The sequence below is a fragment of the Chitinolyticbacter albus genome, assembly GCF_024437655.1.
GTDB lineage: Bacteria > Pseudomonadota > Gammaproteobacteria > Burkholderiales > Chitinibacteraceae > Chitinolyticbacter > Chitinolyticbacter albus.
The window spans coordinates 204651-219655 of sequence record NZ_JANBVF010000006.1 but is presented as its reverse complement, the minus strand read 5'-3'; the positions used below and the strand labels follow the sequence as shown (position 1 = coordinate 219655).

General features: G+C 51.3%; 14 protein-coding genes. 12 read left to right on the top strand and 2 right to left on the bottom strand.

Translation table 11 applies throughout. The features are described from left to right. The 11 genes from rfbD to cysC all read left to right on the top strand — a co-directional run bounded on the left by rfbD (position 1) and on the right by cysC (position 11546). On the top strand, positions 1–906 hold the full coding sequence (gene rfbD, locus NLI84_RS05665) for a dTDP-4-dehydrorhamnose reductase (RefSeq protein ID WP_255988790.1): 906 nt from the start codon (positions 1–3) through the stop codon (positions 904–906). Beyond that, positions 896–1780, top strand: a complete 885-nt coding sequence (rfbA, locus tag NLI84_RS05660; RefSeq protein WP_255988789.1) for a glucose-1-phosphate thymidylyltransferase RfbA — start codon at positions 896–898, stop codon at positions 1778–1780. The genes rfbD and rfbA overlap by 11 nt, the downstream gene beginning before the upstream one ends. Continuing rightward, positions 1780–2325, top strand: coding sequence for a dTDP-4-dehydrorhamnose 3,5-epimerase (gene rfbC, locus NLI84_RS05655; protein WP_255988788.1), 546 nt, complete (start codon positions 1780–1782; stop codon positions 2323–2325). The genes rfbA and rfbC overlap by 1 nt, the downstream gene beginning before the upstream one ends. Before the next feature lie 16 nt (positions 2326–2341). Then, positions 2342–3469: a DegT/DnrJ/EryC1/StrS family aminotransferase gene (locus NLI84_RS05650; RefSeq protein ID WP_255988786.1), complete on the top strand. Its 1128-nt coding sequence runs from the start codon at positions 2342–2344 to the stop codon at positions 3467–3469. Continuing rightward, on the top strand, positions 3466–3963 hold the full coding sequence (locus NLI84_RS05645) for a GNAT family N-acetyltransferase (RefSeq protein WP_255988785.1): 498 nt from the start codon (positions 3466–3468) through the stop codon (positions 3961–3963). Before NLI84_RS05650 ends, NLI84_RS05645 begins: the two co-directional genes overlap by 4 nt. Before the next feature lie 70 nt (positions 3964–4033). Then, a complete protein-coding gene (locus NLI84_RS05640; RefSeq protein ID WP_373316895.1) occupies positions 4034–4756 on the top strand; it encodes an ABC transporter permease in 723 nt (240 codons plus the stop codon). Next, positions 4753–5484, top strand: coding sequence for an ABC transporter ATP-binding protein (locus tag NLI84_RS05635; protein ID WP_255988782.1), 732 nt, complete (start codon positions 4753–4755; stop codon positions 5482–5484). Before NLI84_RS05640 ends, NLI84_RS05635 begins: the two co-directional genes overlap by 4 nt. Before the next feature lie 3 nt (positions 5485–5487). After that, complete coding sequence (locus tag NLI84_RS05630; protein WP_255988780.1) at positions 5488–8052, top strand: glycosyltransferase; 2565 nt, start codon at positions 5488–5490, stop codon at positions 8050–8052. A gap of 18 nt (positions 8053–8070) precedes the next feature. Further along, positions 8071–9258, top strand: a complete 1188-nt coding sequence (locus tag NLI84_RS05625; protein ID WP_255988873.1) for a glycosyltransferase family 4 protein — start codon at positions 8071–8073, stop codon at positions 9256–9258. Between the two features lie 46 nt (positions 9259–9304). Beyond that, complete coding sequence (locus NLI84_RS05620; RefSeq protein WP_255988779.1) at positions 9305–10168, top strand: glycosyltransferase family 2 protein; 864 nt, start codon at positions 9305–9307, stop codon at positions 10166–10168. Positions 10169–10262: 94 nt separating this feature from the next. Next, positions 10263–11546 (top strand): adenylyl-sulfate kinase, encoded by a 1284-nt coding sequence (cysC, locus tag NLI84_RS05615; RefSeq protein ID WP_255988778.1) that lies wholly within the window; start codon positions 10263–10265, stop codon positions 11544–11546. A gap of 27 nt (positions 11547–11573) precedes the next feature. Here the strand turns inward: cysC and NLI84_RS05610 are convergent, their stop codons facing one another. Both NLI84_RS05610 and kdsA read right to left on the bottom strand, forming a co-directional pair. After that, complete coding sequence (locus NLI84_RS05610; RefSeq protein WP_255988776.1) at positions 11574–12629, bottom strand: acyltransferase family protein; 1056 nt, start codon at positions 12627–12629, stop codon at positions 11574–11576. 278 nt (positions 12630–12907) lie between these two features. Continuing rightward, the gene (gene kdsA, locus NLI84_RS05605) at positions 12908–13747 is read right to left on the bottom strand and encodes a 3-deoxy-8-phosphooctulonate synthase (RefSeq protein ID WP_255988774.1); all 840 of its coding nucleotides are present in this window, start codon (positions 13745–13747) and stop codon (positions 12908–12910) included. 269 nt (positions 13748–14016) lie between these two features. Here kdsA and NLI84_RS05600 point away from each other — a divergent pair, with 269 nt between their 5' ends. After that, positions 14017–14997 carry an NAD-dependent 4,6-dehydratase LegB gene (locus NLI84_RS05600; RefSeq protein ID WP_255988773.1) on the top strand — a complete coding sequence of 327 codons (981 nt, stop codon included), beginning with the start codon at positions 14017–14019 and terminating at the stop codon, positions 14995–14997. Positions 14998–15005 lie beyond the last annotated feature (8 nt).

Below are 15005 nucleotides of genomic sequence, written 5' to 3'. Positions count from 1 at the left end.
GTGAGTCCTGTATTTCTGATAACTGGAGCAGACGGGCAACTGGGGCTTGAATTGGCTCGTGCCCTTGCGCCATATGGGAAGGTTTGGGCACTCGGAAGGTCTGAATGCGATCTTGCCGACGCCAGCAAGTTAAATGCAACATTGGAAAATATACGGCCTGATTTTGTGTTCAATGCGGCTGCATTTACAGCGGTAGATCTTGCGGAGTCGCAGCAGGTGGCGGCGTATCGCGTCAATGCGGCGGCTCCTGCAGAAATTGCAGATTGGGCCGAAAAAAACAATGCCATATTGCTTCATTATTCCACTGATTACGTTTTTGATGGGAAATCAACGACGCCTTACCTGGAAACAAGCCCGACGCATGCACTTTCAATTTACGGGGATAGTAAATTAAAGGGTGAGTTGGCTGTTTTGGATCGATCTGCCAAGGCCTTTGTGCTCAGGACGAGCTGGATGCATTCCCCACATGGGCACAACTTTCTCAAGACCATGCTGCGGCTGATGTCTGACAGAGAAAGTATAAATGTCGTTGCGGATCAATATGGGATACCGACGGCAGCTTCTCTGGTTGCGAATCTCTCAGCACTGGTTGTACAGCGTTGCCTTCAAAAAGACGATGTTGAATTCGGCTTGTATCACGTTTCCTCGTCGGGGCTGTCAACTTGGCACGAATATGCAAGGCAGATCCTCCTTCTCGGAAAAAAATACAATCTGCCGTTACTTTGTAAGGCCGATGGCGTGAAGGCAATTCCTGGTTCGGAATATCCGCTTCCAGCCAAGCGCCCTGCTTATTCTGCGCTGAACTCCGCGAAGTTTGAGAAAGCTTTTGGTGTGTATATGCCCCCTTGGTTGGAAGAGGTAGAACAAACTGTGCGAATAATTGCGGAGGCACATTATGAAAAATAGGAAGGGGATTATTCTTGCCGGTGGTTCCGGTACACGGCTGTATCCCGCCACGATCGCGGTTAGTAAGCAATTGCTGCCGATATACGATAAGCCGATGATCTATTACCCATTGAGCACGCTAATGCTTGCGGGAATTCGCGAAATCCTGATCATCTCCACGCCGCAGGACACGCCGCGCTTTGAGCAGCTGCTAGGCGATGGTAGCCAGTGGGGCGTTTCGTTGCGGTATGCGGTGCAGCCGAGTCCAGATGGCTTGGCACAGGCGTTCATCATCGGAGAAGACTTCGTCGGCGATGACAACGTCGCGCTGGTGCTTGGCGACAATATTTTCTACGGGCACGATTTCGCCGAGCTGCTGCAGGATGCCTCCGTCCGGCAATCGGGTGCCAGTGTATTTGCCTACCACGTCCATGACCCAGAACGTTACGGTGTGGTCGAATTCGATGAGAATGGCCGAGCATTGTCGATCGAAGAAAAACCGGCCCAGCCCAAATCCAACTATGCAGTGACCGGGCTGTATTTCTACGATAACGACGTCGTCGAAATCGCGAAAAGCATCAAACCATCATCACGGGGTGAACTGGAAATTACGGACGTCAATGGCGAGTATTTGCGGCGCGGCGCGCTTGATGTCAAAACGATGGGGCGTGGATATGCATGGCTAGACACAGGCACGCACGAGTCGATGCTTGAAGCCAGCTTGTTCATCCAGACTATTGAACAACGTCAAGGGTTGAAGGTCTGTAGCCCTGAGGAAATTGCCTATCGCAGTGGATGGATTGATGCTGCGCAGGTCGTAAAATTGGCGCAGCCCCTTAGAAAAAACGGTTACGGTAAATATCTGCTCAACATGCTTGAAGGAAAGGTTTTTTAATGAAAGTCATCGATACCGCCATTCCCGATGTGAAAATCATCGAGCCGCAGGTTTTCGGTGACGAGCGTGGATTTTTTATGGAGAGCTTTAACCAAAGCAAATTTGAATCCGCAGTGAGCGGGCCAGTAAATTTTGTACAGGATAATCATTCCAAGTCAGCTCATGGAGTGCTACGCGGATTGCATTATCAAATACAACGTCCCCAAGGCAAGCTGGTCCGTGTAGTTGAGGGGCGTGTTTTTGATGTGGCCGTAGACATGCGTTTGTCATCGGCTTCGTTTGGAAAGTGGGTTGGTGTAGAGCTTAGCGCGGAAAACAAGCGTCAGCTATGGATTCCAGAAGGGTTTGCACACGGGTTTGTCGTGCTGAGCGAATCGGCGGAATTTCTATACAAAACCACTGATTATTGGTTTTCAGAGCACGAGCGATCTTTGCTTTGGTGCGATGAGAAACTGGCCATTAAATGGCCGCTGTCCATTTCGCCTATATTGTCCGTTAAAGATGAAGCCGCGCCGGGTTTTGATGCGGCCGAGAAATTTGCTTAAATATCAGGGAAGAATCATGGCTATTCAATTGTTTGTGCCGAATTTTCGAGTTGAAGAATGTCTTGAGCAAGTCCGCGAGTGCTTGGAAAAAGGCTGGACAGGGCTGGGATTCAAGACGCAGCAGATCGAAGAGGAATGGAAGGTATACACAGGGCTGCCATACGCCCATTTCCTTGCTTCGAACACAGTCGGCCTGCATCTGGCCTTTCATATGTTCAAAACAAAATATGGCTGGAATGATGGGGATGAGGTGATTACCACGCCCCTTACATTCGTATCTACCAACCACGCCATCATGTATGAAGGGCTTACCCCGGTATTTGCGGATGTGGATGAATCCCTATGCCTTGATCCCGCGGACGTGGAGCGCAAGATTACCGCTAAAACACGTGCTGTGATATTTGTCGGGCTTGGGGGTAATGTGGGGCAATACGACAAGATTCGCGAGCTGTGCGAGAGACATGGAATCAAACTGATTCTGGATGCCGCGCATATGGCCGGATCGCGTAACCATGGCAAGCATGTTGGGCATGACGCCGATGTGGCCATTTTCAGCTTTCAAGCTGTAAAGAATATGCCGACTGCCGATTCGGGGATGATTTGTTTTCGCGAAGAAGAAGATGATGCCCGCGCTCGCAAGCTATGCTGGCTTGGCATCAATAAAGATACCTTTGCACGGACTACGACCCAAGGCGCGTACAAATGGATGTACGACGTTGAAGAAGTGGGTTTCAAGTATCACGGTAATTCGATCATGGCGGGCTTGGCTCTTGTTTCCCTGAAATACCTCGATCGGGACAACGCATACCGCCGTCAACTGGCCAGCTGGTACGAAGAGCGGTTGGAGGGTGTTGATCAGATCAAGCTCGTTCCGATGACCAAGGGCTGCGAGTCGTCGCGTCACCTGTTCCAGGTCCGCATCAAGAATCGTGATCAAGTCATGATGGCGCTGCATGAGCACGGGATTTTTCCCGGTGTTCATTATCGCGATAACACCGAATACCGTATGTATGAATATGGCAAAGGAACCTGCCCCAGATCAGCAGCAGCCAGCAGCGAAATCCTTTCCATGCCTATGCATATGGGAGTAACACGCGCCGATGTCGATACAATCTGCGATTTGCTTATCCGCTACATAGCATGACAAAGCCCACCCTTAGCTACAAAGCGAAGGGTGTGCGCTTGCGCCCCCTTCGCGACGACGATCTTGAATTCACCTTGGCCTGGCGCAATCGCGAAGGTGTGCGCCAGTGCTTTATCTATTCGGATTTAATTACGCTGCCTCAGCATTTGCGTTGGTTTGAGCAATATACGCTTAAATCCGATGATTGCGTTCTGATCGCAGAAACGGCAAACGGTGAAAGGATAGGGCAGCTTGCCATTTATGATATCGACGTTCAGAAAAAGACTGCGGAGATCGGGCGTTTTGTCGTTGCCCCTGAATTTGCTGGCCAGGGCCTTATGCGTAGCGCGATAGAGGCGCTCTGTGTTTTGGCAAAAGAATCACTGGAGCTGAACGAACTCTATCTCGAAGTGCTGCCCACGAATGCCAGCGCCTTGGGCCTTTATTTACGTTTAGGTTTCCAGGCGGGCGCTTCGGATGCGGATAAAATCAAAATGACAAAATCGCTTATCTAAATGAAAGGTATTTCAAGTGTCTGAGTATTGGAATGCACTAAAATTGTGGCGGGTTTGGCTACATATGGGCTTGCAGGACGTTAAAACTCGTTTCCAGCGATCATTGTTAGGCCCGTTGTGGATATTTCTGAATTTAGGGTTGATGATGCTGGCGATTGGGCTGATTTTTGGTCGGCTTTTTCATCAGCCCATGGCTGAATTCTTGCCTTTCCTCTCCCTTGGGTTGGTGATTTGGGGAACGATAGGCGCCTCTCTTGGCGAAGGGGCAATCACCTTCGTTGGTGCCGAAGGCTATATAAAACAATTTCCGTTCCCGAAAGCGGTTTATATATTTCGCGCATTGGTATCGATGCATGTTGTTTTCCTGACGGGATTGATTATCTATTTTTTTGTGGCACTTAGTTATGGCAAATTTAACCTATTGGGGATTGTTTTTTCGCTGCCTGGGGTCTTGTTTTTTGTCCTGACAAATTTTGCCCACGTTGTAATTTGCGCGCACCTCGGGGCCAAATTTAGAGATGTGCCTCACATGATTTCGGCAGCATTCCAGGTGTTGTTTTATGTCACGCCCGTGATGTATACGGTTGAGATGCTTAAATCCAGGCACCTGGATTTCATCTATTTGTTCAATCCATTTTATTACATGATCGAGATCATCAGAAGGCCCATGTTGCAAGGTGTTATGCCCGGCTGGGATGTTTATCTGCCAGCTCTCGGTTACGCTGTTTTTGTCCTGGCGTTTGCTGCATTTATCGTTAAAAAATTGTCCAATAGGATCGTGTACGTTCTATGAATGATATTGGAATAAGCTTGCGCGATGCGGGTGTCCGTTTTGAGATAGACTCGGCGGGCGAGAGTTTAAAGTCGAAAATACTGTCGCTTGGTAGAAATAAAAGTGAGGCGCGCTATGTCGATGCGCTTTCAAATATTGATATCGAAATCAAGCATGGGGAAAGGGTGGGCTTGATTGGTTTAAATGGCGCCGGGAAAAGCACCTTGCTGAAAGTTATGGCAAGAATTTACCCCGTAACCAGTGGAAACGCCGAAACCCACGGTCACGTATGCCCTATGTTCGAGTTTGCGACCGGTTTTGAAATGAACCAATCGGGCTGGGATAACATCCGGATTCGCGGCATGTTGTTGGGTATGACGCCCGACGAAATTGAAGAGAAGCTGCCTGAGATTGGGGCGTTTACTGAATTGGGGGAGTTTCTGGACTATCCAGTGCGAACTTATTCTGCCGGGATGTTCATCCGTTTGGCATTCGCGGTTTCCACCTCTATAAACCCGGAGATACTGCTTCTGGATGAGGTGATGGGGGCGGGGGATATAAATTTCGCCCAGAAAGCAAAAATAAGAATGAGTGAGTTCATGCGCCAGGGCAAAATTCTGGTTTTCACCAGTCACTCCATGGACTTGATCAGGGATTTTTGCGAAAGGACGATATGGATCAACAAAGGACGCATCATGATCGATGCACCTACTGATATTGCAATTTCACAATATTTGAAGAATTCCTAAACCATGAAAATACGTGATCTGATTGCTGATACGATTTGGACTCCCGGTTTGGACTACGACGTTGAAAGGCCGGTGGATATCAGTGTTTTGCTGCCAACCTTCAGAAGGGCCCAGAGCGGTCTCTTTCAGAAGGCTGTCGAATCGGTATTGAATCAATCACACGAAAATATCGAACTAATCATTATTGATGATGCAAGTACCGATGGCACGGCTGCGATCATAGAGAAGTTCATGAAGGCAGATGGCAGGATCAGCTGCCTTCGACATGCCGCGAATATCGGGCTGCCCGCAGTGTCTGAATATGAAGGCTTGATTCGCGCTCGCGGGAAATATATTGCCTTTGCGTTCGATGATGACTTTTTTTATCCAGATGCCTTGCAGGAGTTGTTCCAGAGTGCAGAGGCCAGCCCTGGGTGCCTGGTTTACGGCTATGTAGAGATGCATGTGCAAGAGCCAAGATCGCCCCTGAAATATAAAATGAGGCTAGGCCAGGATGCGGATCAAAGAAGCATCGATGGTGGCAATTTCATACCGAATAATGCAGTGTTGATGCCTAGGCATATTATTGACCATGTGGGATTTTATGATCCGCATATTCTAATGACCAGGCAGTGCGATTGGGATTTGTGGCGTCGCGTTGCCCAATACTACAAGCTGAAATTTGTTCCTGTCGCCGTTGGGGAGGTGTCTGGGCCCGCGACGAATGACTCTCTGGGCAAGACCTATTTGATAGACACATGGTCTTCCGAGACGTGGATGCGCTCTTGCCGGCTTGAGTCATTGCGCTTGGAGAATTTCGAGAATTATGACGTATTTAGCTCTCCGGATGGCTTGCCCGGCTTGACCTCCGACACGATTCAAGAAATGGCTTCGCTGCATGCGAAGAAAAGAGGCTGGAAGAGTGTAGAGGCAGGTCCAAGGCGCGAAGAAAATAAGAGCGTACTGGTGATAAGTGCTTCATATGATGCGTCCACAGCCCTCAGCTTTGATTATCTCAAGATTGAAGATAGGCGGCGAGTGCGTGTAATCACGAAAGATTGGCCTATTTCAGAACTTGCTAGGGCATCCTGCCTGGTCGTGGTTCGGTCAATAGAAAACTATCGTGAATGGATAGATTGTGCCAAGTTGTTGGGCATTCCCGTTTTCTTGTTCGTGGATGATAATTTCACGGAGCTGCAAAATGAAATTAAAATTCTTGAGGACTGGTCTTTAGATCATCTCAGGAAAGAGTTGAAGTCATTTGCTGGCGTGCTGACATCTACCACCCGGCTGCAACAATATTATTTGGAGCATTTGCTTCATAAGAATGTCTATTTATACAGTCCTACCGTGCACGATTCGGGTTTGCCGCACCCCGTCGGCGGCAACGAGCCACAAGAGTATTTTACGGTGGGCATCATGGCGGGTAGCCACCGGTTCCAATCGCTCAGAAGTTCAATTATCCCGGCATTGAATCATCTAGCTGAAGAAGTCGGCGCTATCCGGGTGGTGATTTGTGGAATTTCCGCTGAGCAAGCAGAAATATTTTTTGCTGATTGCCCCGATTCGCTTGAGATCATCTCCGTGCCCTTTGTGAATGGCTGGCGCCAGGCGATGATCGGGCTTTCGAACTATCGACCCGATGTTGTAGTGCATCCACATAGTGATTCCGTCAATTCTCCCTACAAGGCGGATACCGTTGCGGTGACTGCCTGGATGGTGAACGCGGCATTGGTCGTTTCTGATGTCAGCCCTTATTCCGAGATGGCTAAATCCGGAAATACCATTCTTGTTGATCGATACGACAAACCGCTGGGATGGTATGAGGCAATAGCGGGCGCTTATCACCAGCCTGACCGGCTTGAAAGCATCAGGGCTGCGAATGTGCAGTACTGCTCTAGAACATACAGCGGCGAGGCGGCTGGCAATGTGATTACCAAGATGCTCGCTGATGTCGACAATCTGTCGTGGCTTTTGCTTGAAACCAGATATAAGTCCGTCAGCTGGTGGTTGTCGACGCGTAACCTCGGGCTTGGCGCACAAGCGGTGCCACTGGATATGGCGAATGAAGTGGCTGCCTTGCGCGGGGTGCTCAAGAATTCAAGACGATTCCGGATTTTCAGAAGGAACGGCCTTGGTTTGTGGCCCGACGTTTCGGCCGGATTTGACGCATTGAAAGCCTATGTGAAACGTTTATATAAGAATGAAGCAATGTCGCTGGAGCTCGGCGAAACGATACACGGTGGCAATTACGCGGAATATGCAGTCGATCTCGATATGGCTGTAGTGGATTCAATCGATGTGGCGTTTTCCACCGTGGCCGGGGCGGATGGGTATGTCGGGGTTGAAATGGTCTCACCATCAGGGGAGATTTTGCGACACGAAATCTGTGCGATTGGAAATATCGGGCCAGGCGGCCCCGCGCGTTTTGATATGAGCAAATTGGCAGTCCGGGAGCAAGGAAAGCATTTGTTGCGTGTTTTTGCTAAGTCTACTTATCCAGTTTATGGTTATGAACTGGTGAAGTATTCCATTTTCGGCTTTAAGCGGAAATCCATATGCCCCTTTTTCTGCGTCAACTACTGTTAGCATACTGGCGTGGATTTGATGCTGAAAATACAGATGATGGTCGAGGCCGATATTGCCACGACACAGTTGCTGGAGCGGGTTTTAATGGAATGCGCAAGCTACGGGCTGAGCTATAAAAAAACCTATATCAATGGCCAGAAAAAGGCACGGCTCGATGACGATGCCCTGCCTTTGTTTGTGCGCAATGCGGATCCGATTGCGGCCAGCCTGTGTAAATGCCTCAAGCAGAACGGCTGGCCATACTGCTACTATCTGGATGATAACTTCTGGGAGATTTCCGGCGATACGGCGCTTGCTCGTTACTATCAGGATGCGTCGATCCGGCGCTCACTTGGCTATATTGTACAAAATGCAGCCTTGGTACTTGTCAATTCCGAGCAACTGGCAAAATATATCCGGAACAAGTTTGGCTGCGTTGTTCAATATTTGCCGCCCATGTTTGATTTTTCCTTATTGAATGGGGTGCAACCTTACGCTGGCGATGAAGTTCGCATCGGCTTTGCCGGGAGCTCTTCCAGGGTGGCCGATCTGGAAGTGCTTGCTCCATTGGTAGGGCCCATATTGGAAAAATTTCCCGAAGTGGTATTTGAATTTGCTGGGGCCATGCCAGCTTCAGTTGGCACTTCGGACCGAGTCCGGTTTTTCAGCTATGTGGGCAATTATCAGGAATTTATCAAATTCCAATACGCCAGGGGATGGAAAATCGGTTTGGCGCCGCTTGTTGCAGATGGCTCCAACGGGTTCAAGACAAATAATAAATTCAGAGAGTATGCGGCGTGCGGTATTGTCGGTATTTATTCTGATTCGCCATCGTATCGCGATAGCGTCAAGCACCTGGATAATGGATTTGTCGTCGCTTCCTATTCCGCGCCGGCGTGGATGGCGGCGATTGAGTGTTTGTTGAACAATCCCGAACTTAGGGAGAACATGGCGGCGAAGGCCTTTCAGTACGTATCCGCCCATTATGCTTTGAGCGTTATCACAAAGGACTGGGTCGCGGCTTTAATGTCGTTCTCCCCAAAAATAGCTGAACTGAAATCGGGGGGAGTGAATCCCGGATGGATTTCTGCCTGGAGCTACGTTCAGTCGCATGTTTTGACGTACTGGTTGTTGACGCAGCAGGCTCGTACCGAGGGTGGATGGCGTTTGGTGCTAAAGAAAATATTGTTCTTGTTAAAAAAACGCCTGGCCCATGCAAGAGAGTAGCTGTTCCCATTTCAATGGCGTTGTAGATCGGCTCGGGATCGTGGTTGTGGCTTATTATCCCGATGCCGAGGTGCTCAATCGCGCGTTGAAAATGTCCACTTGGGTGGATGATGTGGTGGTGGTCGATAACACGCCTGGCGGATCGCCATTGTTTTCAGGCCCGCCGCCCTTGAATGTTCGCTATATCTTGAATATGAATAATGCCGGCATTGCTGCTGCCCTGAATCAGGGAGTGGAGAAGCTGTTTTCTCTCGGTTGCGCTTTTGCTTTTTTGTTTGACCAAGATAGTGAGCCAGACGAGCTTTTTTTTCAATCGATAAAGAGTGGCTTTGCTCGGGCTGGAAAAGTGAGCGACAAAACAGCACAAATGGCGCCGGCCTATTTTGACCTGAGAATGCAACAAATTGCCCCTTTTATTCGTGTCGAAGGGTTACGAGTTCGACGCATTGCGGCAGCGGGCGATGAGCTCATTTGTGCAGATTACGTCATTACTTCAGGGGCTTGTGTCAGTAAGGCAGCCTGGAAAGCTATCGGCCCAATGGATGAGAGCCTGTTTATAGACTGTGTTGATATCGAGTGGGGGCTAAGAGCCAAGGCTAAAGGTTGGCAAACATATGCATTGCCTTCTGTCGTGATGCGCCACTGCCTGGGTGAAGAGCCGCTGCAGGTGTTTGGGAGGAAATTCCCCCTGCATACGCCATTGCGGCATTATTATTTCTTCAGAAATACGGTTGCCCTTTTAAAGCGTGGCTATATACCAGTTGGGTGGAAGGTTGTTGAGCTTTACAAGCTGCCTTTGAGATTTTTTGTTTATACGATATTTGCAGAGCATGGTGCGAAGCACGCTGCAATGATGCTCAAGGGCGTATTGCATGGCGTTATTGGGAAAATGGGGCGCATGGATGGTTGATGCTACAGGGCCCATGCCCGAATATTGATAAGCAATGGCACCAAGTCCGTTTGCTGGCCTTAAATTGAGCCGCTTGTGACTATTTCATTCTTTTATGGGTCTCTTCAAGATGACTGATCAACAGTTTCGCATATTGCTGGCGTGCATGCCCAAATCCGGCAGTACGTTTCTATCATCGTTAATTGCTGCGCTCCCAGGTTTTTCTCAAGTGGATTTGGTGCCCATATATGGGCATCGCGAACAGGAGTTGTGTGCGAAAGCATTGCAGAAGCATGAGGGGGCGATGGGCGATGCTTCGTATGTTGCGCAAAATCATGTCCGGTATTCCGAGGCAACGGACATGTATATGAAAGAGTTCGGGCTACGCCCGATCGTTCTGATACGCAATATTTTCGATGTAGTGCCGAGCTTGGTTGACCACCACACCATAGAGAACCACATCTATCCATCTGCTTGGGCGCCGACCGATATTGCTTCCCGCTCTTTTGAAGAGCAAGCACATTTCGTCACACAAATGGCGATTCCGTGGTACTTCAATTTTTTTATGTCCTGGCAAGACTGTGAGGACAAACTTTTGGTCCACTACGAAGACTTAGTGGCTGAGCCAGGGCAAGTACTCAGAAGAGTCTGCGCTCATTTTAATATCGAGGTGTCGAGCGAGCAGATAGCCGCTGCCATTGAGCGGGCGAGCACAAACGGAAGAAGAAAAAACAAGGTTGCACCAGGGCGCGGTAAAATGCTTCCGCCCGAGGATATTGCAGCAATCGTCAAGATGTCCAATCACTATCCTCATGTCGATTTCACGCCGATAGGGATAACGCATCCCATGCGGCAGATGCAATCGGGCTGTGGCCAAGCAATTACGCTGGAAAAAGGTGTATTCTGGTTGACCGGCCTTCCGGGGGCAGGGAAAACGACGTTGGCGCGCGCTTTCAAGGAGCGGCTGGACGCGGGCGGCGTAAAAAGCATCATTCTGGACGGAGATGAATTGCGATGCGGCATTAACTCCAATCTGGGATTTTCTGAAATTGACAGAAATGAGAACGTTCGCCGGGTGGCAGAGATTGCCTCTCTCTTTGAGCGACAGGGTTATATCGTCATTGTGGCGCTTGTGTCTCCAATGCCAGAGCAACGCAAGATGGCGCGGCTGATTATTGGGGAGAGGTTTACCGAGGTCTATATTGATACACCTCTCGAGATTTGTGAGTCACGCGATCCGAAGGGCCACTATCTTCGGGCGCGACAGGGGCGAATTGGCGGCTTTACCGGCGTGTCCGCACCATATATACCGTCCGAGGCGCCGGACGTGGTGCTCCACGCGGGCAGTATAACGGTAGAGCAAGCGATTGATGTATTGCTGGGGCGCCCGAACCTTTAACTTGCGGCGTATTTTGCTAGAAAACGGTCACCGTACCAATTCTGCGACGGGCGAGGGGTCCAGCTCCACCATGCCGGGCTGAGCCCTCGTCCTGCGGAATATTCTTTTCAGCAGGCGGGTGTGGATCTGGAATTCTACCCAGCCATATGCCAGACCGCCGATGCCACCGACTGCCAGTAGTACCGCGCACACCGCGGCCAATTGCATGCCGGCAAGCGTCTCTGGCATTGCCCTCATTGCTGCGACAATCAGCATGGAGTGCGCCAGATAGGCCCCGTAGGACATATCACCTAGGCGCACCAGCGCACAGGGGAAGCGGAGTCGCATGGTGCCCAGCAATACCAGCGCGAAGGCTACCGCAGTAATGGTGATGGTCGGGGCTTGCAACGCTGATTTGTAGCTCTGGCCAAACACCCACAGCAATACGCCAATCATCAGTAATTGCGGGCCGCTAAAGCGCTGTAGCGAACTGATTCCAGCTGTCGAAATAAACAGGCCCAACACGAAGTAGATAGATTCCGGCGACAATAGGATCCACCAGCCTGGCACGTGTATATTAATGCCTGGTGCGTAGATGTCGACTATTGCAATTGCGGTCAACCACGCCACGCATACCATAGCTACCGTCTCGCGCTTGAGCCGCAGCAGGATCATCATATAGACCGCCAGGTAAAAAGCGATCTCATAACAAAGAGTCCAATAAGGGATCGAGTAGCTGTTGTTTAACTCCGCCAGGCTGGCGGGGGGCGCCAGCAGGAATGAATTCCAGCTAAATGACCAAGGGGTGGTACCGCTCAGCAAGAACCAGCTCAAGCCCACGGCCAGCCAATAGGGTGGATAGATGCGCAGAGCCCGGTTCAACATAAATCGCGGCCCCTGGTTCAAGCACTCCCCCATGACGTAGCCGGAGATCACAAAGAACATGGAAACGCCAATCTTGCCGAAGCGAATCAACAGGTATGGAGCGAAGTCCAGCCCCTTTGCGGTGCATGCAAAATATATCGCGTGCTGTATCAGTACCAAGATAAAGGCGATCGCACGCAATCCCTGAACGCCATCCCGCGCCGCAGTTGTTTGTGGCATTTATTTCCTTTACAGGTAGAATTGCGCCTTGGCGCATGCACACAAGGCGTTATTGTGTCAGCCTAATTAATAAAGCGAATCAGCATGCGACGTTCAAGATCTGGTGCGTGCCACCGTTATAGGTGAGCGGACGCTGTAGGCGGCATACATATTCTCAGCATTCGTATGCGAAGGTCGCGAGTGTGAGCTTAGCCCGAGTTTTTGACACAACCTGAATTAATTCCAGCATTTGCTTTGTTGATGTACAAAAAATGAGCAGCTTTATAGCTGCTCACTGCTTATTCAATCAATAGCGGTTCGAAACTCTTCACCAGATCATCGATGGCCTTCACCTGCGCGAGGAAAGGTTCGAGTTGCGCCAGCGGCAACGCACTGGGCCCATCGCACTTGGCCTCATTCGGATTGGGATGGCTTTCAAGGAACAGGCCGGCGACGCCGACGGCCATGCCGGCGCGGGCGAGTTCCAGAACCTGGCTGCGGCGCCCACCGGACGCCTTGCCGCCGGTTTCGCGCTGCTGCAGCGAATGCGTCACGTCGAAGATCACCGGTAGATCGTTGCAGGTCTTCTTCATCACACCAAAGCCCAGCATGTCGACGACCAGGTTGTCGTAACCCAGGCAGGTGCCGCGATCGCACAGGATCAGCTGATCGTTGCCGGCTTCGATGAACTTCTCGACGATGTTGCCCATCTGCGAGGGGCTGAGAAATTGCGGCTTCTTGATGTTGATCACGTTGCCGGTCTTGGCCAGGGCGACGACGAGATCGGTCTGGCGGGCGAGAAAGGCGGGTAGCTGTAGCACGTCGACCACTTCGGCCACGGGGGCGGCTTGCCAGGGTTCGTGCACATCGGTGATCAGCGGCACGCCGAATTCCTGCTTCACCGCTTCAAAGATGCGCAGACCCTCTTCCAGGCCCGGGCCGCGATAGGAATGGATGGACGAACGATTGGCCTTGTCGAACGAGGCTTTGAAAACGAAGGGGATGCCCAGCTTCTCGGTCACACGCACGTATTCGGCACAGACCTTGAGCGTGAAATCCTGGTCTTCCAGCACGTTAACGCCGCCGAACAGCACCATGGGGCCGCTGTTGCTGATCTCGATTTTGTCGGTGATTTTCATGGGGTAGACTCTGGGTTGGGCGGGCCGCTTGCGGCCGTAACAGCGAGGGATATGAGGCGAAATGCTACGCGTATTCGGCGCCAGAATGAAGGCTGGCACGACGGGCCTTCGGCAAAGGGCCTTCGGTAAATGTTCCGATTTAAACAGAGCGTTACCCTCTTAGCCCTCCGGTGCGACGACAATGCCGGCTTTGCCGATGCACTTGGCCGTATTGCATCTAGGCTGGATGACCTGATTGCTTGGTCGTTCGCACAGAACTGGACTCCTGTATGAAAAAAGCACTCGTCACCGGTGCCGATGGCTTCATCGGCTCCCACCTCGTTGAAATGCTGGTCAGCCGTGGCTACGAAGTCACCGCGCTGGCGCAATACAATTCGTTCAACTATTGGGGCTGGCTGGAGGATGTGGCCTGCCGCGATGCGATCAAGGTGGTGAGCGGCGATGTGCGCGATCCGCACTTCTGCAAGGCCATCACCAAGGGTCAGGATGTGGTGTTCCACCTGGCGGCGCTGATCGCGATCCCGTATTCCTATGTTGCGCCCGATAGCTATGTCGACGTTAACGTGCGCGGCACGCTGAACATCTGTCAGGCTGCCAAGGAAAATGGCGTGGCGCGGGTGATCCACACCTCGACGTCGGAAGTCTACGGCACGGCGCAATATGTGCCGATCGACGAGAAGCATCCGCTGCAGCCGCAGTCGCCGTATTCGGCAAGCAAGATCGGCGCCGATGCGATGGCGATGAGCTTCTACAACGCTTTCGGTCTGCCGCTGACCATTGCCCGCCCGTTCAATACCTACGGCCCGCGCCAGAGCGCGCGCGCGGTGATCCCGACCATCATCAGCCAGATCGCCGCCGGCAAGAAACAGATCAAGCTCGGCGACGTCAGCCCGACCCGCGATTTCAATTACGTCACCGATACCTGCCGCGGCTTTATCGCGCTGGCCGAGTGCGATGCCGCCGTCGGCCAGACAGTGAACATCGGCTCCAACTTCGAAATCTCGGTGGGCGATACGCTCAACCTTATCAAGAAGATCATGCAATCCGACGTCGAATTCATCACCGACGAGGCGCGTATCCGGCCGGAGAAATCCGAAGTGTTCCGCCTGTGGTGCGACAACGGCCTGATTCGCTCGCTGACCGGGTTCGAGCCGCAATACAGCATCGAGGCGGGCCTGCAGGAAACGGTGGAATGGTTCCTCGCGCCGGCCAATCTCGCCAAATACAAACCCGATATCTACAACGTCTGATGGGCCCG

Bases quoted from the DNA above. Each gene is read 5' to 3' on its own strand.
- NLI84_RS05650 (WP_255988786.1), top strand. From the start codon at position 2,342: ATGGCTATTCAATTGTTTGTGCCGAATTTTCGAGTTGAAGAATGTCTT.
- rfbA (WP_255988789.1), top strand. From the start codon at position 896: ATGAAAAATAGGAAGGGGATTATTCTTGCCGGTGGTTCCGGTACACGG.
- kdsA (WP_255988774.1), bottom strand. From the start codon at position 13,747: ATGAAAATCACCGACAAAATCGAGATCAGCAACAGCGGCCCCATGGTG.
- NLI84_RS05600 (WP_255988773.1), top strand. From the start codon at position 14,017: ATGAAAAAAGCACTCGTCACCGGTGCCGATGGCTTCATCGGCTCCCAC.
- NLI84_RS05610 (WP_255988776.1), bottom strand. From the start codon at position 12,629: ATGCCACAAACAACTGCGGCGCGGGATGGCGTTCAGGGATTGCGTGCG.
- NLI84_RS05645 (WP_255988785.1), top strand. From the start codon at position 3,466: ATGACAAAGCCCACCCTTAGCTACAAAGCGAAGGGTGTGCGCTTGCGC.
- cysC (WP_255988778.1), top strand. From the start codon at position 10,263: ATGGGTCTCTTCAAGATGACTGATCAACAGTTTCGCATATTGCTGGCG.
- NLI84_RS05630 (WP_255988780.1), top strand. From the start codon at position 5,488: ATGAAAATACGTGATCTGATTGCTGATACGATTTGGACTCCCGGTTTG.
- rfbC (WP_255988788.1), top strand. From the start codon at position 1,780: ATGAAAGTCATCGATACCGCCATTCCCGATGTGAAAATCATCGAGCCG.
- NLI84_RS05635 (WP_255988782.1), top strand. From the start codon at position 4,753: ATGAATGATATTGGAATAAGCTTGCGCGATGCGGGTGTCCGTTTTGAG.
- NLI84_RS05625 (WP_255988873.1), top strand. From the start codon at position 8,071: ATGCTGAAAATACAGATGATGGTCGAGGCCGATATTGCCACGACACAG.